This is a genomic window from Thermodesulfobium sp. 4217-1, assembly GCF_039822205.1.
Classification (GTDB): domain Bacteria; phylum Thermodesulfobiota; class Thermodesulfobiia; order Thermodesulfobiales; family Thermodesulfobiaceae; genus Thermodesulfobium.
Window position 1 is genome coordinate 41,882 of record NZ_JBAGBW010000012.1, and the last position, 21,449, is coordinate 63,330.

Below are 21,449 nucleotides of genomic sequence, written 5' to 3' on the forward strand. Positions count from 1 at the left end.
ATATTATTTCTCAAAGACTATCCTTGAGTCTATGTCCAATATATTTTTGCATCCTGTAAGAATCATTGCAACATACAATTCTTGAGTGTATTTTTCAATCATAAACTTTACCCCGTCAGACATTGCTCCAAATGCTCCAGTTATCAAAGGTCTTCCTATAAGCACTCCCTTTGCGCCAAGTGCCATTAACTTTAAAGCATCAGTACCAGACCTAATACCTCCATCGGCAAGAACTATGGCATCTTTTCCAACCGCTTTTATTATTCCAGGAAGCACTTCAGCTACGCCAGGAGTAAAGTCAAGAACTCTCCCGCCATGATTGGAAACTACAATTGCGCTAGCTCCAGCATCAAAACAAGCAACAGCCTCATCTGGAGTCATAATTCCCTTTACTATAAAGGGTACATTTACAGAATTAATTAATTCTCTAATTTTATTTACGCTTTTCGGTCCCACAGCCTGTCCCTTAAGCTTCATGGTAACAAGCCCTGCTCCATCGATATCAATGCCCACAGCTATTGCGCCTGCCTGAATAGCATCTTCAAACCTTTTTGTAATTTCTTTTTGATCTACCCTTGGCTTAATAATAGCGACTCCTCTTCCAGCCAGCTTAATAGATTCCAAACCATCAGCAAACATACTTGGAACTGCAGGATCTCCTATCCACCCCAAGCTCCCCGCATCGTGACAGCCCTTTACAAGTGAAGAAACTAACTCAAATTCAGTAATTCCACCGCCACAATTAAGCGTCGCATTTGTTATAGGGGCACCCATTATTGGAGTCAAAAGGTCTATCCCAAAAAGTTTTGTCGAGGTATCAGGATCTAACACATCGTGCACCACTCTGAGATTGAGCCTCATATCGGATAGGGCTCTGACGTTTTGTTTAAAAGATTCACCCGTCCCTGTCCCTCCCATACCAGGAACTTCTCCTGCACAAGCCCTCCCATCGCAAACAGGGCAAACTCTACAAAAATTGTTAAATTTCTTTCGCGCTTCATCTCTAATTGTCTTGAGATCCATTTTTTACCCTCCTATAAAGGCATAATAATTTCATAATATTAAATTATATATTGTTTACCTAAAAAATATCATAACGATGAATATTGGTATTTTTCTGACAATTTAATTTTAATACAATTTAAGTATTATGACTATTTTTGAAGTTTTGAAATAATTATTATAACCATAAAGGATGCCGTCATTGAGATCAGAGTTGAATCAACAAATGGATAGATTGGCGTACTATAATGAAAAACATCCACCCATACAGTTGGACCAAGTATTGTGAAAATTATAGACAAAGCTGCGCCTATTAAACTTCCAAATATAACTGCAACCTTAGAAATATTATTCAAATATATTGAACAGAAAAGTGCAGGAAAGTTAGCGCTTGCAGCAAGCGAATAAGACAGTCCAACCATAAAAGCAACGTTTTGTCCCTTGAATGCCATAGCCAACAAAAAAGCAAGAATTCCAATTGTAATAACAGAAAAAGCCCAAATATAAGATTTTTTGCTGTTAATAACGTCTTCTTTTAGAGTCGTAGCCCCTGCTACAAAAAGCCCGCTCACAACAGCAAAGATCGTAATAAAAGTTATTATTGCAGTTACATAAAATAATAAATCTTGCCCCAGGTACCTTGTAAGATGAAGTAAGACCATATTAGCGCCATCGCTTAGCGCCTTCTTGTCAAGAATAAATCTGGATTCAACACCAAAGAAGAAAACAATTAGATAGAATATACTAATTAGCACGGTAGCAAAAAAAACTGATACCCTTGCCGATCTCCTATCTGGCACGGTAAAAAATCTTATTAAAATATTGGGAAGCCCTGCTGTTCCAAAAAGAAGAGCGAAAGATAAGGAAAAGTAATCGAAAGGAGAGCGAAAGATAGTTTGAGGCAAAAATAGATTAGTTGACACACCATTTGTCAAAAAAACGTTGTTCGAGTTCATTTTATAAAAAATTAGAAATAATATTATCAAAGCAAGAGAGAATAATATCACAGTCTTATAAATTTGAAACCATGTAGTTGCAAACATTCCACCCAATAAGACAAAGAAAACAGAAATCAACGTAACTATAAAGATAGACAAGTTATAACCGATTCCGGTAACTAAAGAGAGCAACAAAGCAGCACCAATTAACTCTGCAACCAGGAAAATAAGTATACACAATAACCCTGTTAAGCTAAGAACAACTTTGATGTCTTTACCACTAAATCTGAGAGCAATCAAGTCTATATATGTTGATACCCCCCTTCTTGACATTGGTTCTGCAACCAAAAAAAGCATTATGGGCCAACCAACTATCCAGCCAACAGCATAAAAAAGACCATCAAAACCCTTAGTAGCCGTCAGACCAACAATCCCAAGAAAAGATGCCGCACCGATATAATCACCAAAAAGTGCTAAGGCATTTTGAAAAGCATTAAACTTATTTTGCATACAAGATATTATAAATTAATCAATCGACATTATTCGATCTTTTTAATCTTACTTAGCTCTTTTTCGTAAAAGCTGTTGTTCCACCAAACATAGATCCCTGTGATAGATAGACACAAAATTATAACGATAAAACTACAAAATAGACCGTTATTTAAGTTAAACAGAGAATTATTTGAGAGGAAACCTATATCAAATGCAACCAGATAAATAAAACTAAAATAGATAAAAAAAACAATAATAGAAAATAAAAAAGATATTTTTTTATGAAGACTATTAAGTTTTTTTAAATCTTCATTCATTTATATTTCTCAAGATATTTGTACTCCTCACAGTTTCAAGTTACAAAATGAATTCACCCTGTAATTAGATTTTACACGAAAAACTTAGAAAGAGTAAATTACTTTGCAAAATGTTTAAATAAAATTTATGAGTTTATTTGGATAAATTGTCTAAGGCATTTTGAACGTATTGCATATACATTAGTGCTGGGCCTCCACCCATCAAAACAGCTACCCATGCAGCCTCCATAACCTCCTCTTTGGTTGCCCCATTGTCCAGGGCAGAATTCACATGAGAATTGATACACCATTCACATCTTAGAGCAACCGAAAGGCTCACAGCAATAAGCTCCTTGGTTTTTGTAGACAGCGCACCCTCTGCCTTTATAGATTTTGATAAATTAAAAAAGGCAGATGATTGCTTTCCCCATTCTTTTGAAAAGCGAGCTAAATTTTTATTTATTAAATCTAATTGTTCATTTGGATTGTCCACAATTTGCCTCCTTATAAAATCTTTTGAATTTTCTAAAAGTTATTTTTATAATTCGATATACTTTTTCTATATTCCATTTATCAGCGACCTCTTCATTATAAAATCAACCTTTAAAAATATAATAAATAAATTATATAACATAAAATAATTTTGTTCAACTATGCAAATTGTTTCAGTAATAAGAAAAATTCTTTTTAGATTATTATTTAGGAGTCAAAAATAAGAGAGATGCCCATTAACAGAGCATCTCTCTATTCGCAAGTCATTTATTTATTTATCGCTAAATTGACCTTTAATTATCTCAAACATACCATACCAGGCTGAAATTGCAGTAACAATCCCTTCATATCCTGCAAACACCCTAATTGCAGTGCTTTCAGTATAGTGCGCGATAACCAACAATATGAATAACAGAGAAAGGAGGACGAAGATTGTTTGTACAGTCCTATTCTTGGTCATAAAAGATAGATATGTCATAATAACAGTAAAGATTGTCCATGCGATTAATGTCACCCCAAGAGCAGCACCTAAGGCCTCTTTTGGCATCCAACCCCATGCAGGCGAATAGACAAGGGCCGCCAGGGCCATCCAAAAAGATCCATATCCAGTAAAAGCAACCATGCCAAATGTATTGCCCGTTTTGAACTCTAACATGCCCGCCACAAACTGTGCGAGCCCACCATAAAACAGACCAAGCGGCAGGGCAGCAAGAAGCGCTGCAGGTACGAGCCCCGCATTTGCAACGTTTAGAACAAAAGTAGTTAAAGCAAAACCAGCCAGACCTACAGCCCCAGGATTTGCCATTTTTAATTCTGAATTAGACATTGTAGCCTCCTTTTAAATAAGTTTTTTATCAGTTTTTTATTCCCCTCTTACAGTATTGCGAACCTCTTCTACAATAGTTGGATTAACAAGGGTTGTAATATCACCATAGTCTTCACGATTGTTTGAAATTGCTGCAAGTATTCTTCTCATGATCTTTCCAGACCTTGTCTTTGGCATATCAGAAACAATGTAAATATTTGCTGGTCTAGCAATAGGTCCAATTATTAAAGAAATAGATTGTTTTATCTTGTCTTCCAGGTGTTTGCTTTGTTCAAAACCAGATTTTAAAGAGACGTATAGATCGGGCACGTGACCTCTCAATTCATCACTTTTTGGCACCACTGCTGCTTCTGCAACCTCTTCACAAGTTAGTGCTGCTGATTCAATTTCTTTTGTCCCCAATCTATGGCCTGCAACGTTTATAACGTCATCAACTCTGCCCAAAACCCTGACATAGCCATCTTTTGCCATCATTGCAGCATCCCCTGAAAAGTATGGCCAATCGCGCCAATCTTTGCTTTCTTTATCTTTACAGTATTTTTCATAATACTGTTTCACAAGCCTTTCGTGATCTCCCCAAATTGTGAGCATTCTCCCAGGCCAGGGGTTTCTTATACATAAATTGCCAGCCTTGCCCGAACCAACAGGTAGTTCGTTGCCAAGCTCATCATATATAACGGGATATATACCTAAAGCCCCAGGGCCTGCACTTCCAGGCTTCATTGGCATGATACTAGGGATAGTAGTGCACAGCCAACCTCCAGTTTCTGTTTGCCACCAGGTATCCAGAACAACGGCATTCTTTTTTCCTACTACCTTGTAATACCATCTCCACACCTCAGGCTCTATAGGCTCTCCAACGGTAACCAACAATCTAAATTTACAACTATATTGTGTAGGATTTGAACCTGCTCTCATTAACATTCGAATTGCTGTAGGAGCCGTGTGTAATATAGTTACGCCCAATCTTTCAGCTATACGCCAGATTCTATTTATATTCGGATAAAGAGGCACTCCTTCATACATTACAGAGGTCGCAGCGTTAGCCAGAGGCCCATAAACAATATAGCTATGCCCCGTTATCCAGCCAATATCAGCCATACACCAGTAAACATCTTCAGGATGAATGTCATGGATAAACTTGCTCGTCCCAGCCACATAGGACAAGTATCCACCTGTACTATGTGCGCATCCTTTAGGCTTTCCAGTAGAACCGCTGGTATACATCAAAAATAATACTGCTTCTGAAGGCATTGGTAGATAGTCAACCCTCTTGCCCCTGTGTTGTTTCATCAGATCATCTAAAACCAAATCCCTTCCCTCTATCAAGGGCGTTTTGGAAGAGTAAGTTCCAGGGTGTCTCGTCCAAATAAGAACTTTGTCAACCTTTTGACCAAGTTTATCCGCAGTAGCAACTGCAATATCAGCATTTATTTTATGATCTATAAACTTGCCATTTCTATAATATCCATCTATAGTTACAAGAATTTTGCTCTTAGAATCGGCGATCCTCTCACCGCATGCCTGACCGCTAAATCCTCCAAAAACCTCAGAATGAATTATGCCCAGCCTTGCACAAGCCAGGATTGAAATAGGCAATTCGGGCACCATTGGTAAATGAAAAGTTACGGTATCTCCAGCTTTCAATCCCATCTCAAGAAGCAAGGACGCAAATTCGTTAACTTTCACATACAATTCTTGATAAGTTAGGACCCTATCGGGCTCATCTACCGATTCTGAAACCCAGATTATAGCAGCCTTGTTTTTGTAATTTTCAAGATGTCTGTCGACGCAATTGTAGCAAGCATTTAATCTGCCTCCGACAAACCACTTCCAAAAAGGAGGGTTTGAACTATCAAGAGTAGTAGTCCAATATCTATCCCAGCTAAGCAAATTCGCATATTCGTGAAAACATTCAGGAAAATTTTCTTCTTTAAATTTATTTATAAATGGCTGGTTTTGAATATAAGCCTTTCTTACAAATTCCTCAGTAGGATAAATATAGTCTTCTTCAAGCCAATAAGCCCCTATCTCGGCCTCCGAAACTCCTGTCCCATTGATTTGGGTTGTCTCTTTCACACTCTTCCTCCTTCTTAGCCAAATTTAAAAACAAATATCTTTGAAAACTAGATCTTATCTATTCCCTCCTTACATCTGAAATTACAAAACAATTTTAAAATGAATTATCAGAATTGTCAATATTATCAGACAATTAATTTTACAATATTATTTATAAATTGTTTATATGAGTTTTTAAATTGTTAGACAATTATTGGCAGGATTTTAAAGCCTGTCATTTGGATAAAATATAATCTTGTGCAGAAATTTTAAACAAGCAGAAATAAAACTAAACAATTAGGATTTCAATTGAAAAGTCAGGCTTTACTTTTAAGAATTTAGTAGGTAATCTTTTTTATGATGCCCTCTTCGATGACAAAATCATCCTCAATTCTTATACCGCCCCAACCAGGATAATACAGTCCAGGTTCAACAGTAAAAACATCCCCCTCAGAAAAATGCTTTGAACGGTTCGCTTCGCCAACAGAAGTTAAGATAGGCTTTTCATGAATCTCAAGACCCAACCCATGTCCAAGGCTATGAATAAAATATTTTTCTTCTTCTCCAAGATGTTCCCTAACAATTTTCTCAGGCAAGGATAGCTCAACTCCTTCTGATATAGATCTTATAGCTTTTTCTCTCGCATCAGAAAGGAGCTGATATCTTTCAGAAAATAAATTGTCTTCTCCGTTGAAGATAAAGGTTCTTGTTATGTCGCCACAATATCCCATAAACCTTATCCCCATATCAATTAGTACTATATCTTTTTCTTTTAGTTTGACGTCTTGCGGCTTATAGTGAGGCAAGGACGAATTGGCACCAAATGCTACTATAGAGTCAAACGACACTCCATCGCCTACTTTAGAAGCCTCTAAATTAATAAATGCTGCTATTTCCTTTTCTGTAACGCCAATCTTAAGCAAATCTTTAACTTTATAAAATACTTCACAGGAGAGCTCTCCTGCTTTTTTTAAAATAGATATCTCTTCTTTAGATTTAGTCCTTCTTATTACTTGAGACATCAAGTCATTTCCATCGATAAGCCTAAAAGGTGAATGTCTCCTGATATATTCAGCATCCCTAAATGAAAAATCCTTGCCGCAAAGAATAGATATCGGTCTATCAATCAGCATACAAAAAGTCTTGATATAACCATCGCCTGGCTTAATCTGAACTAATTTTATGTCTTTTAATCTCATAGCCTCTTCAACATATCTTCCATCGGTAATGATATAAGGCTTCTCGTCTGGCAAATAAAAGACGAGCCCCTCTCCTGAAAAACCAGCAAGGTATATCATATCTATCCCTGAACTGCTAAGAAAGGCGTCTGCCTCTCTTTTTTTTATCTCATCAGATAGCCTTACCTGTCTATCCTTATAATGAGAAGTCGTTGCCAAGAAATTCCTTTCTTACGTCCATATGTTCGGTCATCTCTCTGGGGCTTCCCGAAAACAATATGCTTCCTTTAGAAATAATATATGCTCTATCTATAATCTTTAGCGAATCGCGAACATTGTGGTCTGTCAGGAGAACTCCGATGCCTATCTTCTTTAAATTAAAAATCATCTCTATCATCTCTGAAACAGATTTGGGGTCTATACCAGAAAACGGTTCATCAAGGAGCAAAAAATCAGGATCCAAGATAACACTTCTCGCAATCTCGACCTTTCTTGCCTCTCCACCAGACAATAGCTCACATCGCTTTCTTGCAATATTAGATATGCCAAACTCATCTAGCATTTTCCTTATCTTATTTTTATCAACCTTTTTACCAGATACGCTTAATATTAAAGCCAGGTTTTCGTATACGTTAAGCTTCCTAAAAACTGAGGGCTCTTGTGCAAGATAACCAATCCCCAAACTTGCTCTTTTGTGAATAGGAAATCTTGTAATATTTATATCGTCTTTATAAATTGAACCAGAAGTAGGTTTGGTCAAGCCCACTATCATGTAAAAAGTTGTGGTCTTGCCTGCACCATTGGGACCAAGGAGCCCAACAACTTCGCCCTTTTCTATCTTTAAGCTAATATCATTAACGGCAAGCAGCTTATTATATTTTTTTACAAGATTTTCTGCCTTAATCAAGTGTCCCTCCTAATAGATCTTAATTCTTTTAATGCCTCTTTGGCAGCCTCTGACTGAGCTTGTTTTTTTGAATTTCCTGTAGCAGTATAGAAAAATTTATTATTTATCGATAATTGGATCTCAAAAATAGGAGAATGTGAAGGGCCTCTAACTCCTAAAACCTTGTACTCAGGCAAAACCCCAAATAGGCTTTGGGTAAGTTCTTGTAATACAGTTTTTGAGTCCTCTTCATATTCTTCCGTTTTTATAATCATCAGTTTATTAATTATTTTATAACAGTCCTTAAGTTCTCCATCCATAAAAACTGCTCCCAATATAGCCTCAAAAGAAGCTGACAAAATGGAATCTTTAATTGCGTGTTCACTTGAGCCTATTAAAAGATAATCTTGAAGGCTTATCTTTCTGGCAATCTTCGTCAAATGCCTATCAGAAATCAAATAAGCTCTTAGTTTTGACATATCGCCCTCATTCATATTGGGATACAAAACGAAAAGCTCATGGCTTACCACAAGTTTTAAAACAGCATCTCCCAAAAATTCAAGCCTTTCAAAATCATTTGCCTCCGGATGATTATATGAATAAGAAGAGTGTGTAAGAGATGTGATAAGCCACTTTTTATCTACAAAAACATATCCCAAATCTTCTTCTAACCTTGCAAGAGTAACCTTTGTCTTCATTTCTCATCCTCAGCTTTTATTAAATTTTATAACATACAAATTAAAACTAACGCTTAATTAAAAAATTAAAATTTTCTGTACAAAGACTGAAATGGGCAAGATTATACTTTTTCGACAGTTCGATATAGTCCTTTATAAAGCCCGTGTTTATTTCAATTATCGACTTTGCCAGTAAGCTTAATATATTATAATATTCTTTGATTGCATCTTCTACGCTTATCAATTTAAAGGTTATTAATTGATTTGGTTTTAACTGGGCAACCTTTATAAGATCGGCTTTAATTACAGTTGCAATCTTTGGATAACCCCCTACTGTTCCTCGATCTTGTAAAAGAATTATAGGGCTGCCATCAGTCGTAATCTGAACTGCGCCAAGAGGACTTGGATCTGAGAGTATGTTAAACCCTTTAATAGGTCTTGTTTCTTTTTCAGAGCAAGAGAGCCTGATTCCTATTCTATTGCTATTAGAAAGAACCCTGTATGAATTTTGAAAAAAGACTTCTATGTCATCCTTTGAAAATTCATCATACTGCGATCCCCTTGTGACCCTCAGACAAACTGCTCTATCATTATCAAGATTCAACAATGGCAATAAAATTTTATTTCCTGGCTGAGTATTATTTATAATCTCGAATACGTCTCCCTTTAATAAACGTCTGCCAAATATCCCTCCTAAATTTGAAGTCTCAAGAGTAGATGTGCTTGAAAGCACTGAAGGAACTTTGATCCCACCACTGAATGCACACCAACATCTAAAACCATTGTTGGAACCATTGAACTTAACTCTATCCCCATCTCGAAGTTCAATCGAGGTTCCGACTGATATTTTTTTAAAATCCTCTCCTCTACAAAGAACGGCATTTAAATCGGCTCCCGATATAGCAATATAAGTATCTCCATGAGACATAAATTCAAGAGAGCCCTGGGTAATCTCCAACAGTGGATCAAAGGGTTTGTTCTCCAACAATAAATTTGCAAGAGTCGAGGTGAATGGATCTACAGGACCACTCTCTGGCACGCCAAATGATTTGAAACCTATTCTCTGATTCCCTTGTATGATTGAATGAAAGCCAGCGTTCAAAACTTCTATATTAGCTGTCAACTCTAATAAACCTCGCATAATCTGATGGCTTTAGGAAAAATGGATCTTCGTTCTCAGGAGAAAACATTGCCTGCTCTGTTCTACCGATGATCTGCCAACCACCAGGCGATCTGGTGGGATATATTCCTGTTTGATTGCCAGCAATACCCACAGAACCTGCTTCTACGGACAATCTTGGAGTTGACAGCCTGGGCGTAGCAATGCGATCAGACAATATTCCCATATAGGCAAAGCCAGGAGTAAACCCTAACATAAAAACTTTATAGATCTTTGATGTAAATTCTCTTATTACCTCTTCTTCTGATATATTGTGAAACCCTGCTACATATTTAAGATCTGGCCCATATTGTCCGCCAAACTTCACAAATACATCTCGAATAATTGTGTCCTCTTCTCTTTTTGAGAAGGTTGACATTACAACATCAAAAATATTTTTCACATCTAATAAAAATTCGTCTAAGTTATATTTAAGAGGATCAAAATCGATCAATAAGCTACCATAGGAAACAGTAATGTCTAAAATATCGAGCTTTTTTAATGCTAAAGAAAGAGATTGTACCCTATCAGATACCTCATAATCTAAAATATTTCCAATCTCAATAAGCAAAGAGCCCTCAGAAACAAAAGAAAATCTTGAGCTTATGCCCAATCTCTTACGCTCTTGATAGAAATATTGTTATCTGAAAATTCTTTTAACAATCTTTTTACAAAATTTTGAGCGCCAGGGGTATCTGAATGAACACAGAATGTCTGAAAATCAACATTTATCAATTTGTTATCAAATGTTTCCAGAGATTTATTCAAGATCATTTTTACAGCTCTTTTTACTATAAAATCTTCATCTTTTAAGACTGAACCTGGAATGCTTCTTGATACAAGGCTTCCATCAGAATTGTATGCCCTATCTAAAAATCCCTCTCTTACAACCTTTAAACCAATTTCTAATGCAACCTCCTCAGACTTTGAGCCAGGAGGCAGAAAGACAAACAAGTCTTTTGAGAAGTCTCTCACTGCAGAGAGGAATGCATAAGCCTCATCCTTATCTTTGGCTATCTTGTTATAAAGAGAGCCATGTGGTTTTACGTGCTGCATATCCAGATTCTTTGAACGCAAAAAAGAGTAAAGAGATCCAATCTGATATAGAGTATAGGCGTATAACTCATCCTTTGACATGTGAAAATCTCTTCTTCCAAAACCAATTAAATCAGGATAGCCAGGATGTGCTCCTATTGCTACATTGTTCTCTTTTGCCATCTCAACAGTCCTTAGCATCACCATTGGATCTCCCGCGTGCATGCCACATGCAATATTAACAGAGCTGACGAAATTTATAACATCAGAGCTACCATACTTGTATACCCCAAAACTCTCGCCAACATCGCTGTTCAAGTCTAAAAACATGTCGTCAGTCCAATCCTTTCAGTCCCAACGTATGGGATAAGAACATCCGGGACATTCAGGTAGCCTTCTTCATCCTGATAATATTCGTAAATTGCCGCTAAAGTCCTGCCAATTGCAAGACCAGAACCGTTTAAGGTATGAACGTATCTGCTTTTGCTATCTTTTGGTTTGTAGCGTATATTAGCCCTTCTCGCTTGAAAATCAGTAAAGTTGCTGCAAGAAGATATTTCTCTATAATTTTTCGAAGACGCCATGTACACCTCTATATCATACGTCTTTGCAGAACTAAATCCTAAATCGCCACTGCAAAGCTCAATCACTCTATATGGCAGCTTTAACTTTTTCAAAACCTTTTGCGCCTGCTCAGTTATAAACTGAAGTTCATTTAAAGACTCTTCTGGCCTACAAAAAACAACCATTTCCACCTTGTCGAACTGGTGTTGTCTTATTATCCCCCTAACGTCTTTGCCATAAGAACCAGCTTCCCTCCTAAAACATGCCGAATATGCGCAAAATCTTACAGGCAAAGAAGTATCCATCAACACTTCGTCTCTAAAAAAGTTAGTTACTGGAACCTCTGCGGTGGGTATAAGAAAATATGGATCATCTGCACACTTAAACAACTCGTCTCTAAACTTCGGTAGTTGCCCTGTCCCATACATTGAGGCCTCGTTAACCAAATAAGGGGGCCATAGCTCAACAAACCCATCAGTTCTGTGCATATCCATCATAAAGTTCAATAAAGCTCTTACCAGCCTTGCACCAAAGCCAATATGGAAAGAAAATCTGGATCCCGTAACCTTACCAGCTCTCTCAATGTCAAGTAGGCCAATTTTCTTACCAAGATCCCAATGAGGCATTACCTCAAAACCAAAATCCTTAGGTTCTCCACAATAGTTAACCGCAACGTTTTGAGATTCGTCAGTGCCAAATGGAACATCAGGCAATAAAATGTTCGGCAATTGATACCACAAGGTTTTGAATTGAGAGTCCAAACCTCTCTCGTTTTCTGCCAATCTTGAAATTTCATCGCCAATATTTCTCGATTTTTCGACAAGCTCAGTCGCATCTTTTTTGTCCTTTTTTAAAACAGAAATTTCCTTAGACAATTTATTCTGGTTTTCTCTAAGATTGGATATCTCAGTTCTCAGATTTTTTAGTTTTTGATCGAGATCTTTAAGATCCTGTAAACTAAAATTTAATTTTGTTCCCCTGTTCTTCAAAGAATCTTCTAAAATTTCAAAATCTTCTCTCAAACATTTAATATCAAGCATTCTTATCTCCTTGAGTAATTTTTTCATTGAACGCAGGATAGCTACCAAAAATCTTTATAAAAGAGGTCTTGTCAACGAGCGCTGCAAGGGCTTCTTTTATGTGTGCGTCTTCCCTGTGACCTATCATATCAATAAAAAATATGTAGTCTCCAAGAACCCTTTTACTAGGCCTTGATTCGATTTTCGTAAGATTTATCTTCCTAAATGCAAATTCAGAAAGTATTGAAAATAGTGCTCCAGGCCTATCCCTGTAAGTAGAGCAGGCGATACTGGTTTTATCATGCCCAGTTTTTGAAGGGTTAGTGCTACCCAACAAAAAAAATCTTGTAAAGTTATATTCTTCGTCTGAGACACTGTTTAAGATAATCTCAAGTTTGTATAGATCTGCGTTTTTTGGTGAACCTATTGCAGCAGATTTGGGATCAAGCGATGCCATTTTTGCTGCCTGAGCCGTTGATGGACAGCTAATTAATTTTGCGTATGGCAACAGCCTTGCTATCATATTCTTGCACTGCAAAAGGGGTTGTGGGTGAGAAAGAACCCTTTCAATAGAATTAAGCCTAACTTCAGGAAGGGCCATAAGTGAATTTTGAATTTGCAGCACCGTTTCTTCTTGAACAACAAAGTCATGCTTTAGCATAAGCTCAAGAACTATTCCAACAGGACCCTCGATAGAGTTTTCCACAGGGACAATTGCACAGTCGAGCTTCTTCTTTTGGAGCGAATCGAATATAGAAGCAAAATCAGACATCTCGACAGCCTCAAAATCAATTGACAGGTTAAGCTTAAACAAAGCCTCGCCTGAATAAGAACCTTTTGGACCTAAATATCCTACTTTCATTGTCCGTTACATCCCGAAAAGATTAGCAAAAATATCTCCCCTTGATTGATTTTTTACACTGATTTATTTTAGCACAATAATACATTAAACTATAAAAAATATATTTTTTTATAAGCCTAAACCAATAAATTAAGTTGCTAAAATTATAATACAAGTTTTTTTAATAAAAAGTTGCTAAAATATACTTAGTAAAATAATTTCTGGAGTTGATAAAAAATTGATTATCATTTTTGCAATATCTTTTAAAAAACGTCTTAATTTTAAAACTTTTTTAAATAAATTTTCTGTTTAAATTTTCATGAAAGAGATGAATTTTTCGAATCTAATACCAAATCCCCTAAAACAGCTTAATTTTAGCTTATATTTTTGGGGACAAGGAATATCTTTAATCGGCAGTTGGGTTCAAAGCGCTGCCCTATCCTGGTTGGTTTATAAAATAACTTCATCAACATCAGCCCTTGGTCTCTTGACCTTCTCTGCCCAGATCCCAATGGCAATATTTACACTTTTTGGTGGAGATATTGCCGATAATTTCCCAAAAAAGAGAATATTATACATAACCCAAACAGCCTTTACATTTGTAGCCCTCTTTATGTTTGCGGCTACCATTGAAAATGCTAACTTTTGGATTTTTATTGCACTTACAAGCGTATCAGGCTTCATAGCAGCCTTTGACATGCCCACCAGACAGGCTTTTGTTATAGACCTTGTAAACGACAAAAGAGATCTCCCTCAAGCCATAGCGCTAAACTCTGGAATATTTAACGCTGCAAGGGTAATAGGACCAACGGTAGCAGGCTTTTTGGTTGCGTTTTTTGGAGAGGCAATTTGCTTTTTGATAAATGCTATATCTTTTCTGGCAGTACTTGCATCGCTCTTTTTTATAAAAACAGAAAAGACTTTAGATTTATCTACTAAGAAGAGAGCAAGATTCAAAGAAGCGTATGATTTTACAATTAGTAGCAAAGAAATACTCATAGCGATCATCATGCTCTCTATGGGAGGATTTCTTGGAATATCCTATATGGTGCTGCTGCCTGCTATTGCGAAATTAATATTACACACCGACGTTAAGGGTTATGGCTTGCTAATGGCTTCTTCTGGCATAGGCTCTCTTATAGCAGCATTCTTCCTTGGAACAAGAAAAGAGTCCTCTAACCTGGTAAATATAATAAAGCGATCTTCAATACTTCTATCGGTCAGCCTGATAGGCATAGCGATATTTCAAAACTTTATCGTTTGTATGATATTTCTTTTTTTGTCAGGATTTGGATTGATATCTTTAGCTGTTACTACAAATACATTGATTCAAGTAAAAACGCCAAACAATATACGTGGAAAGATGATGAGCATTTATGCGCTTTCTTTTATCGGGCTTTCTCCCTTTGGGGCACTTTTAATTGGTTTTCTCTCAAACCTAATCGGAATAGAACCTACACTAATAATCTGTGGATCAGTTCTCTTTTTAGCTAATATCTTTGTTATGAAGATGTAGGCAGGGCTCTCAACACCAAACCTCTTTTTTTTATTTTATTTAGTGTCATTATTGACACTTTATGATATAATGTATAGTGTAATAAATGATACTAAAATTTTTATTGAAAGGAAGATAAACTTGAAGATTGCGTTATCTATATATAAAGAAATCATTGCTCCAGTTTTCGATTCATCAAACGATATAGAAATTGTCGAGATAACTGAAGGCGAAATAACTGGTAGGAAAGTTTATAAAGTCGATTTGTTAAATATCTTTGATTTCTTTCTTAAAAACAGCGTTGACCTGGTTATCTGTGGTGCAGTTAGCAGACAGCTTGAATCTCAGATATCTGCATATACTAAAGTAAATTCTTTTATTTCTGGAAATAAAGAAGATGTTCTTTTAGCATTTATAAAGGGGCACAACCTAAACAGCCTTCTAATGCCAGGCTGCAAACAAAACAGGTTTAGAAAGGGCTGTCTTGCAAAAAATATTATCTTAAAAGGAGTGATACAAATGCCAAGAGGCGATGGAACAGGACCGATGGGATCTGGTCAAGCAGGTCAGGGTATGAGAAAAGGTCGCATGGGAGGACAGGGCTTTGGCCCTGGAGGTGAATGTCTGTGCCCAAATTGCGGTACAAGGATTCCTCACAAACCAGGAGTGCCTTGCGTCCAGGAAAAATGTCCAAAATGCCAAACGATGATGATTAGAGGTTAAGAGTCTGCGGATATCATAAGGAGTAGAAAATTATGAGAGGTATTAGAAGATGTAATCCTCGCTGGGTTGGAGGACAAAGGAGTTTTTATGGCAGCGCTATTACAAGCAGCAGGTCGTCGGTACTGTTTTTAATATTCTTTTTAGGGCTTATTGTCTCTCTAATAATGGGCAGGGTTGAACTAGTGCTTGGATGGACTGCAGTTTTCTTACTTTTGTGGTTTTTAGGATTTTTAAGAATATAACTATGAAAGGAGGTGACAGAAATGCCAAGAGGTGATGGAACAGGACCGATGGGACAAGGACCAATGACTGGCAGAGGATTCGGATACTGCTCTGGAAATGCGCAGCCTGGTTTTGTAGGCTCAGGCTTTAGAATGGGCAGAGGATTCGCTCGATGCATGGGCAGAGGATTTTCTGGTTTTGGCAGAGGGTTTGGCTTGATGAGAGCTTCAATATATAACGATCCGCAAGCTGAAAAAAATATATTGCAAAATCAGCTTAATGCCCTTGAATCTGCTGTCGCAGCAATAAAAAACAGGCTGGGGTCTATTGGAAAAGAAACCGAATAGGGTGTAGTTAAGGGGAGGCTTAGGCCTTCCCTTAAAGATCATATATTATAGGAGGTAAGTATGAAAGTAGCGTTTACATCACAAGGAGATAATTTAGATTCAGAATTTGACCAGAGATTTGGAAGGGCAATGTATTTTATAATTTATGATACAGAAACCAATGAATCTCAGACATTGGAAAATATGGCGGGCGTAGAGTCTGCTCACGGAGCAGGAATTAGCGCTGCAAAAAAATTAGTTGATGCCAAAGTAGAGGCATTGGTTACGGGAAACTGTGGACCAAATGCATTTAATGTTCTTGCTGGAAACGATATAAAAATATATCTTTCAAATTCTAAAACCGTTAGAGAGGCTATTGAAGAGCTTAATGGAGGAAGACTACAGATATCAAATTCACCAACTAAAGGTGGGCATTGGAGATGACTTTAGCTGTTGCATCAGGAAAGGGCGGCACAGGCAAGACTACCATCGCTACCAACCTTGCAATGGTAGCAGCCGAAAAATATGGACAGGTAACTTTGTTAGATTGTGACGTAGAAGAACCAAATTCTCACATATTTATAAAAGGGACAAAGATTAAAGAGGAAATTGTAAACATAAAAATTCCAGAGGTTGACGAAAGCATCTGTACAGAGTGCGGAGCATGCAGTAATTTCTGTCAATACAATGCAATAATGTCCCTTAAAGGAAAGCCTGTTGTGTTTAAAGAAATGTGCCACTCGTGTGGAGGTTGTACTCTTGTATGTCAACCAAAAGCCATTCACGAAGTGGACCACAGGATTGGATTAATCAATTTTTACAGCTTAGGAAAAATAAACCTGATTGATGGCCTTTTAGACGTTGGAAGTCCGCTGAGTCCCCCATTAATTGGAGCAGTAAAAAAGCTTGAGGGAAAAGACACTTTAAACATAATAGATGCACCCCCAGGAACCTCTTGCCCTGTGATAGAAGCAATAAAAGATGCAGACTATATAATTCTTGTAACCGAGCCAACTCCATTTGGGTTAAACGATTTGGTCTTAGCGGTTGAAGTGTCGCGAAAGCTCAATAAAAAATTCGCCGTTGCAATAAACAGAGTGGGCTCAGGCGACGACAGGGTGCACAGATATTGTAAAGATGAAAATATCCCTATTATTTTAGAGATCCCTGATGACAGAAGGATAGCAGAATTGTATTCAAACGGCAAAACAATCTTGGACAATCTGCCAGAATATAGAAAAAGTTTTGAAGAAGTTTTGACAAAGATTGGTGTGGTGATTCAAAATGGACAATAGGCCAAGAGAGATTGTGGTAATTAGCGGCAAAGGCGGAACTGGCAAGACGAGCATCAGCGCTTCTCTTGCATACCTATCGCAAGATTGTATAGTTGCGGATTGCGACGTAGATGCAGCAGATTTATATCTCTTGCTAAAGCCAATTTCAATTGAAAGACAGGACTTTTATAGTGGCCACATTGCTGAAATAAATCAAGAAAAGTGTGCAGGATGTGGAATATGTAAAGATTTGTGTAGATTTGATGCTATAAAGGCGAACAATAACGCTAAATTTAGCGTAGAACCATCATCCTGTGAGGGTTGCAAAGTATGTGTCGAATTTTGCCCTGAAAAGGCGATAGATTTCCCAGAAAGACTTTGTGGAGAATGGATGAAATCAGAGACAAGAGTTGGGTTTATGGTACACGCAAAATTAGGTATTGCAGCAGAAAATTCTGGAAAACTCGTCGCTTTAATCAGAAGCGAAGCAAAAAAGCTTGCGCAAGAAAAGGACAAAAAATTGATTATCATTGATGGACCTCCTGGAATAGGATGCCCTGTAATAGCGTCTATTACAGGGGCCACAGACGTTTTAGTAGTTACCGAACCTACGCTCTCTGGCATTCACGATCTTGAAAGGGTATTGTCCCTTGCAAATCACTTCAGGATAAAACCTTATATCTGTATAAACAAATTTGATCTCAATCTGGATATGTCAGAAAAAATTGAGAGCGTTGCAAAAGAGTTAGGTGCGAAGGTTATAGGAAAGATTAGATATGATAAATTAGTAACCAAAGCTCAAATAGAAGCAAAAACAATTGTAGAATCAAATATACCATCAGCACAGGATATAATTGATATGTGGGAAAGATTAAAAGTTAATTAATAAGGAGTCATATTGAAAAACGTCATAGCCCTTTTTGATATTCAAAATATAAGCTCACCTGACATTGGCTCTCTTTTGCTAAACAGTGTAAGCGATGGCATATATGCGGTTGATATGGATTTCAAGATAATTTTTTTCAATAAAGCAGCCGAACATATCACGGGGGTGTCAGAAAAAGAAGCAATGGGCAAAAAGTGCTATGACGTTTTCAGATCAAACATGTGCATAAACAACTGCCCCATAAGGGAGACGCTTGAAAAAAATGAATGCACAAAAAGACACGGCTATATAATAGATTCTTCAGGGAACAAGGTTTTTATCAGCGTGTCAAACGTCTTGATAAAAAATTTATCAAATGAAATAGTAAGCGTAGCACAAGTATTTAGAGATCAATCTGAAATAATGGCATTAAGAGAAGAAATCCTAAAAGTTGAAGAAGATTTTTGTTTTAAGAGCAAAAATCTGATGATGCAAAAAAGCTTTTCGTTTTTAAAAAGTGCCCTGCCAAATACAAACAAACTCTATATTATCGGCGAGCAAGGAACAGGTAAGAGCGCCCTTTTCAAATGGATACTGAAGAGCAAAGGCATCAAGAATTTTGCAGAATTTTCTTTGAAGACTGTTAAAGACTTAAACCTTGAAAGGATATTTTCTGATTTTAACGCTGTACACATAATGGATATGGATTACATAACAAAAGACTTTAAGGAAAAATTGTCTAATTTTCTGAAAAAGCTGGGCAATCTTGATGAAAATAACAAATTAATAATTTTTTCATCGTCAGAAGATTGTCTTCCAAGAGATGAGTTTTATTTTATTATAAATGAATTCAGATTCGAAATAATACCTTTAAGATTTCGAAAGGAAGACATTATTTTTTGTGCAGAAAGCTTCCTCTTTCACTTCAGTAAAATCTATGACAAAAAAATATCTGGTTTTACTCAAAATGCCATAAATGCGCTCAATAGCTATGATTATCCAGAAAATATAGAAGAGTTAAGAAATATTATTGAAAGGGCCATCCTTATGTGCTCAGAAGAAATTATTGACGTAGCTCACCTGCCAGAATATATACAAAAGGATTTTAATATAAAAGAGGGGGTAAATCATAAAGAAAAAGAGATTATCCTAAACGCTCTCAAAAAAAATGGCTTTAATAGAGACTTGGCAGCAAAGGACCTTGGTTTGACAAGGAGCACTTTTTTTAGAAAGCTAAAAAAATTAGAAATTGTCGTACCTCGGTCAAATAGATCGATAAAAGATTAATATGGCTGAGTTTTATGTTAATAATTTTTGTGATAAAATAATTAATCATGAGAAAAGTGATCTTTTTGATGGTATTTCTTTTAACGCTAATTCAAACAAATGCCATGGCGGCATCTATAAGTGTCAGTCAAGGCGATCCTATTAGTTCGTATGTAATACCATACAGCACTTATCCATTTACGCAATCGCTTTTCTTCCACACTATCCAAAATCTAACACCAAATCAGATAAGAGTATACATATACCTTAAATATTCATCAGGCGTAAAAGCTATAGCCACCACCACCAACAATCAGCCTCTTCCAAAAGACAAAGGATTCTATTACGTGGATATCCCTGCAAACCTTTCGGCAATTATAAGAATAAAAGTTGACTCCACCGGTTTAATGAACGAATACGAAATAGAATCTGCTTACGCAACAGATATCGATCAGGGAGTCATTAGACAAACAGATTATCTTCTAGTAGAAAAGCCATCTGAATTAGACAGCGGTATGTGGTAGTTGCTCAAGATTGCACTTTTTACAGCAGAGCGATCAGCAGAAGAAATATCTTTAAGCTTACTTAAATCAATCGAGAAAATCCAACCCTTCAAGCTTTATGCTGCCTCGTCAAACTTTCTTACAGAAAAAATAGATTGCGAGATTCTTTACGACACAAGCAAACTTAGCGCTATAGGATTGGTAAAATCCATCCAAAAGGCTTTAGCAGTTACAAATTACATCAGAGCAGTTAGTGAAAAGATTAAAGATATAAACCCTGATATTCTGATATTTGTAGATTTTGGGGGGACAAACGTTAGATTGGCAAAAAAATTAAGATCTATTGGAATAAAATCGCCTTTTATATATCTTTTCCCACCGGGGCCATGGGGCAAGACTCAAGATGAGATGAATAATATGTCAGAACCGTTTGATCTTTTCCTCGTGCCTTACAAGTTCTACCTAAGCGCATACGAAAACACAAGGAAAAAGACTTTTCTAATTAAAAATCCAATACTCGACGATGAAAACAGACTCTTTCCAACTAGGGCTCTTACTTTTGGCAAGGGGAAAACCAATATTGGCATATTTCCAGGAAGTAGATCGCAGGAGGTAGATTGGATTATGCCCTTTGTTTTAGATGAGTGCATAAACAAACAGAAGGACTTTACCTTTAACATATTTCCATTTGGGCCTCTCGAAAAAAATATATTTAAAATATTGATATCAAAGAATATTAGCGTAGAAGAGAGAACAGTAAAGAGAGTTGACGCATCGATAGCAACATCAGGGACAATGGTATTAAGATTGGTAAATGAAAAAATGCCATTTGTAGGGGTATATAGAATACATCCGTGGGATTTCTGGTTTTACAAGAAAAAACTTGAAAAATCAAATCAGGTATTCATCCCTCCGAAATACAACGAAAAGAGGATATGCTTTCTCCTTCCAAACATCTTACTTGGAGAAAATATATTTCCTGAAGTGCTATTCCCATACGAAAATATGTGGGACAAGGTAGAGTACGTTCTTAAAAATCAGCAACTTTTAATTGAGGCGTCTGAAAAAATAATAAATAAACTAAACGATGAATCCTATCAAAAAGATTTGGGCAATTTAATATTCTCAAACATACACGTTAAGCCTCAGCCATTATTTTAGAAAGCTTATCTGCAATCTTCAGAGGCTCGGGTATCCTTGAAAATGAACATTTTAGAGTTATCTCTATTGCGCTTGTCAAATCAATCATATTGCCCACAGAAATATATAAGGCAGATGTATTGTCTTTTGTTCTCAGAACTGCGCCTATGGT

Annotated in this window: 25 protein-coding genes; 10 read left to right on the top strand and 15 right to left on the bottom strand. The window is 36.8% G+C overall.

Annotation, left to right across the window (positions count from 1 at the left end; genetic code table 11):
• Positions 1–3: 3 nt before the first annotated feature.
• The 14 genes from V4762_RS05935 to pheA form a co-directional block, all read right to left on the bottom strand.
• Entirely contained in the window at positions 4–1,023 is a 1,020-nt protein-coding gene (locus V4762_RS05935) for an alpha-hydroxy-acid oxidizing protein (RefSeq protein WP_347314865.1), read from the bottom strand.
• Positions 1,024–1,154: 131 nt separating this feature from the next.
• Positions 1,155–2,450: a solute symporter family protein gene (locus tag V4762_RS05940; protein WP_347314866.1), complete on the bottom strand. Its 1,296-nt coding sequence runs from the start codon at positions 2,448–2,450 to the stop codon at positions 1,155–1,157.
• Positions 2,451–2,479: 29 nt separating this feature from the next.
• Positions 2,480–2,749 carry a DUF485 domain-containing protein gene (locus V4762_RS10050; RefSeq protein WP_458646944.1) on the bottom strand — a complete coding sequence of 90 codons (270 nt, stop codon included), beginning with the start codon at positions 2,747–2,749 and terminating at the stop codon, positions 2,480–2,482.
• A gap of 133 nt (positions 2,750–2,882) precedes the next feature.
• Positions 2,883–3,221, bottom strand: coding sequence for a carboxymuconolactone decarboxylase family protein (locus V4762_RS05945; RefSeq protein ID WP_347314867.1), 339 nt, complete (start codon positions 3,219–3,221; stop codon positions 2,883–2,885).
• Between the two features lie 270 nt (positions 3,222–3,491).
• Complete coding sequence (locus V4762_RS05950) at positions 3,492–4,046, bottom strand: acetate uptake transporter (protein WP_347314868.1); 555 nt, start codon at positions 4,044–4,046, stop codon at positions 3,492–3,494.
• A 36-nt stretch (positions 4,047–4,082) separates the two neighbouring features.
• Positions 4,083–6,125 (bottom strand): acetate--CoA ligase, encoded by a 2,043-nt coding sequence (gene acs, locus V4762_RS05955; protein WP_347314869.1) that lies wholly within the window; start codon positions 6,123–6,125, stop codon positions 4,083–4,085.
• 317 nt (positions 6,126–6,442) lie between these two features.
• Positions 6,443–7,501, bottom strand: coding sequence for a M24 family metallopeptidase (locus V4762_RS05960; RefSeq protein ID WP_347314870.1), 1,059 nt, complete (start codon positions 7,499–7,501; stop codon positions 6,443–6,445).
• A complete protein-coding gene (gene lptB / locus V4762_RS05965; RefSeq protein WP_347314871.1) occupies positions 7,479–8,189 on the bottom strand; it encodes an LPS export ABC transporter ATP-binding protein in 711 nt (236 codons plus the stop codon). The genes V4762_RS05960 and lptB overlap by 23 nt, the downstream gene beginning before the upstream one ends.
• A complete protein-coding gene (gene rnc / locus V4762_RS05970; RefSeq protein ID WP_347314872.1) occupies positions 8,186–8,866 on the bottom strand; it encodes a ribonuclease III in 681 nt (226 codons plus the stop codon). Before rnc ends, lptB begins: the two co-directional genes overlap by 4 nt.
• 46 nt (positions 8,867–8,912) lie before the next feature.
• Positions 8,913–9,968, bottom strand: a complete 1,056-nt coding sequence (locus V4762_RS05975) for a 5-oxoprolinase subunit C family protein (protein WP_347314873.1) — start codon at positions 9,966–9,968, stop codon at positions 8,913–8,915.
• The gene (gene pxpB / locus V4762_RS05980; RefSeq protein ID WP_347314874.1) at positions 9,958–10,617 is read right to left on the bottom strand and encodes a 5-oxoprolinase subunit PxpB; all 660 of its coding nucleotides are present in this window, start codon (positions 10,615–10,617) and stop codon (positions 9,958–9,960) included. The genes V4762_RS05975 and pxpB overlap by 11 nt, the downstream gene beginning before the upstream one ends.
• Positions 10,608–11,369 (bottom strand): LamB/YcsF family protein, encoded by a 762-nt coding sequence (locus V4762_RS05985; protein WP_347314875.1) that lies wholly within the window; start codon positions 11,367–11,369, stop codon positions 10,608–10,610. Before V4762_RS05985 ends, pxpB begins: the two co-directional genes overlap by 10 nt.
• Positions 11,360–12,643, bottom strand: a complete 1,284-nt coding sequence (gene serS / locus V4762_RS05990) for a serine--tRNA ligase (protein WP_347314876.1) — start codon at positions 12,641–12,643, stop codon at positions 11,360–11,362. The genes V4762_RS05985 and serS overlap by 10 nt, the downstream gene beginning before the upstream one ends.
• Positions 12,636–13,484, bottom strand: coding sequence for a prephenate dehydratase (gene pheA / locus V4762_RS05995; protein WP_347314877.1), 849 nt, complete (start codon positions 13,482–13,484; stop codon positions 12,636–12,638). Before pheA ends, serS begins: the two co-directional genes overlap by 8 nt.
• Before the next feature lie 307 nt (positions 13,485–13,791).
• On the opposite strand from pheA, the gene V4762_RS06000 reads away from it, so the two are divergent.
• The 10 genes from V4762_RS06000 (at position 13,792) to V4762_RS06045 (ending at position 21,298) form a co-directional block, all read left to right on the top strand.
• Complete coding sequence (locus V4762_RS06000; protein ID WP_347314878.1) at positions 13,792–14,979, top strand: MFS transporter; 1,188 nt, start codon at positions 13,792–13,794, stop codon at positions 14,977–14,979.
• A 120-nt stretch (positions 14,980–15,099) separates the two neighbouring features.
• Positions 15,100–15,681, top strand: a complete 582-nt coding sequence (locus V4762_RS06005) for a DUF5320 domain-containing protein (protein WP_347314879.1) — start codon at positions 15,100–15,102, stop codon at positions 15,679–15,681.
• A 32-nt stretch (positions 15,682–15,713) separates the two neighbouring features.
• Positions 15,714–15,923: a hypothetical protein gene (locus V4762_RS06010; protein ID WP_347314880.1), complete on the top strand. Its 210-nt coding sequence runs from the start codon at positions 15,714–15,716 to the stop codon at positions 15,921–15,923.
• A 21-nt stretch (positions 15,924–15,944) separates the two neighbouring features.
• Complete coding sequence (locus tag V4762_RS06015; RefSeq protein WP_347314881.1) at positions 15,945–16,250, top strand: DUF5320 domain-containing protein; 306 nt, start codon at positions 15,945–15,947, stop codon at positions 16,248–16,250.
• A 60-nt stretch (positions 16,251–16,310) separates the two neighbouring features.
• Positions 16,311–16,673 carry a NifB/NifX family molybdenum-iron cluster-binding protein gene (locus V4762_RS06020; protein WP_347314882.1) on the top strand — a complete coding sequence of 121 codons (363 nt, stop codon included), beginning with the start codon at positions 16,311–16,313 and terminating at the stop codon, positions 16,671–16,673.
• Complete coding sequence (locus V4762_RS06025) at positions 16,670–17,524, top strand: ATP-binding protein (protein WP_347314883.1); 855 nt, start codon at positions 16,670–16,672, stop codon at positions 17,522–17,524. The genes V4762_RS06020 and V4762_RS06025 overlap by 4 nt, the downstream gene beginning before the upstream one ends.
• Positions 17,514–18,389 (top strand): ATP-binding protein, encoded by an 876-nt coding sequence (locus V4762_RS06030; protein WP_347314884.1) that lies wholly within the window; start codon positions 17,514–17,516, stop codon positions 18,387–18,389. The genes V4762_RS06025 and V4762_RS06030 overlap by 11 nt, the downstream gene beginning before the upstream one ends.
• Before the next feature lie 12 nt (positions 18,390–18,401).
• On the top strand, positions 18,402–19,655 hold the full coding sequence (locus V4762_RS06035) for an AAA-type ATPase lid domain-containing protein (protein WP_347314885.1): 1,254 nt from the start codon (positions 18,402–18,404) through the stop codon (positions 19,653–19,655).
• 65 nt (positions 19,656–19,720) lie between these two features.
• A complete protein-coding gene (locus tag V4762_RS06040) occupies positions 19,721–20,158 on the top strand; it encodes a hypothetical protein (RefSeq protein ID WP_347314886.1) in 438 nt (145 codons plus the stop codon).
• Positions 20,159–21,298, top strand: coding sequence for a glycosyltransferase family protein (locus tag V4762_RS06045; RefSeq protein ID WP_347314887.1), 1,140 nt, complete (start codon positions 20,159–20,161; stop codon positions 21,296–21,298). It abuts the gene before it with no gap.
• Here the strand turns inward: V4762_RS06045 and V4762_RS10055 are convergent.
• Positions 21,276–21,446 (bottom strand): endonuclease V, encoded by a 171-nt coding sequence (locus V4762_RS10055; RefSeq protein WP_458646945.1) that lies wholly within the window; start codon positions 21,444–21,446, stop codon positions 21,276–21,278. The two genes, V4762_RS06045 and V4762_RS10055, sit on opposite strands and share 23 nt — an antisense overlap.
• Between the last annotated feature and the right edge of the window lie 3 nt (positions 21,447–21,449).